This is a genomic window from Pseudoalteromonas peptidolytica, assembly GCF_012641745.1.
Classification (GTDB): Bacteria; Pseudomonadota; Gammaproteobacteria; order Enterobacterales; family Alteromonadaceae; genus Pseudoalteromonas; species Pseudoalteromonas peptidolytica.
Genome location: NZ_WEHZ01000091.1, coordinates 1 through 870 on the forward strand (window position 1 = coordinate 1; position 870 = coordinate 870).

Annotated in this window: 1 protein-coding gene; it reads right to left on the reverse strand. The window is 41.7% G+C overall.

The window, feature by feature from the left end:
- Positions 1–792: IS4 family transposase (locus F9Y84_RS21855; RefSeq protein WP_168756805.1), on the reverse strand; the 792-nt coding region annotated here is incomplete at its 3' end.
- Between the last annotated feature and the right edge of the window lie 78 nt (positions 793–870).

An 870-nucleotide genomic window follows, 5' to 3' on the forward strand; every position in this document is an offset into this window, starting at 1 on the left:
GTTCTTTTGCGCATGCTTAGTGGTTTTAAGCTCAATTATCAGGTCATTTTTACCAACCTTAGAAACAACTTCGTATTGTAAATCAGGCCTGGCTGGTATTAGCCAATGCCTTTCTTCTCCAGTGCTGTGCCATCGATTTAACAAACCCAGTGAATAGTATCCTTTATCAAACATGGTTAACGAGTGGTTGGGTGTACGCTCAATAAGTCGTTCAGCAAGCTTCATTTCATTCGTCTTATAGCTATCAAACTCACTGCTTATAAGTTGGTGGCTGGTGAGTTCCATATGACATACCATGCGAATTTGTGGGAAACTTGTATCACCATATTGGTTGCTAGCTGATGAGAACGCTTCGCGATTTTCATCTGAGTCGGCCGTACGCCAAACAACACCATCAACCGCTAGCAAATTTAACCCAGCCCAAGTTTCAAACTCTTCGTTGTGGTACATATTATCAGCAGCTTTATTAAAGACTTGCTTAACGGGTTCATCGCCTAATCGCTGGCGAGCCTGAACCATGGCACTCGGCGCGACTAACTGATTTTTACCAGGCAGCATAATGTCTAGTTTATTCGCAATATTCCAGACCGACTCTTTACGGAATAATGCCATGCCAATAACAGACCAAAGCACCGCTTCTAGAGGTAACCTACGCTTTCTAACTGTGGCTACTCCTGCTTGTTGAAAACCTTGTTCAATAAGTTCAGAAGATAAAATTTCAGATAACTTTTCAAACGTATGGTAACGCGTGCTTTCTTCAAAAGCTGAATGAAGAGCTTGTTCTATATTCACAAAAAATCCGTAGTTAGTTGCCTAGCTACGGATTGTGCATGATCATTTTGATCGGTCAACCGATCAACTTCTTAACTG